The following is a 300-nucleotide window of genomic DNA, read 5'->3' on the forward strand; positions in this document are numbered from 1 at the left end:
TGAACTATGTGCATCGGTATTTCCTTGATGTACCCTGTGAAGTACAGGGGTCGGTTGTGCCTTGTTTCGCCAAGTAGGAGGTCTTCCTTAGTGAAGGCGATGGTTGCACTGGCTGCTTTTTGAACCGAGAGGCATTGGATGCATGATCCCTCGATTTTCTCTTTTTCTCCTTTTGAGGAGGTTTCTGAGTTTTTGGCCCGGTAGTCCATTTCAATTTGGAGGACTTGCGGGGCATGTCTGTCGACATCCTCATTCAGTTTTTGCAATTCTGAGATGAGATTATCACGAGTGCGCGGAGAC

At 47.7% G+C, this 300-nt stretch carries 1 protein-coding gene; it reads right to left on the bottom strand.

Going from position 1 to position 300, the window contains the following annotated elements; genetic code table 11:
- On the bottom strand, positions 1–300 hold a 300-nt coding region (locus GO013_RS17135), incomplete at both ends, for a hypothetical protein (RefSeq protein ID WP_203529739.1).

The organism is Pseudodesulfovibrio sp. JC047 (assembly GCF_010468615.1).
Taxonomy (GTDB): Bacteria; Desulfobacterota; Desulfovibrionia; order Desulfovibrionales; family Desulfovibrionaceae; genus Pseudodesulfovibrio.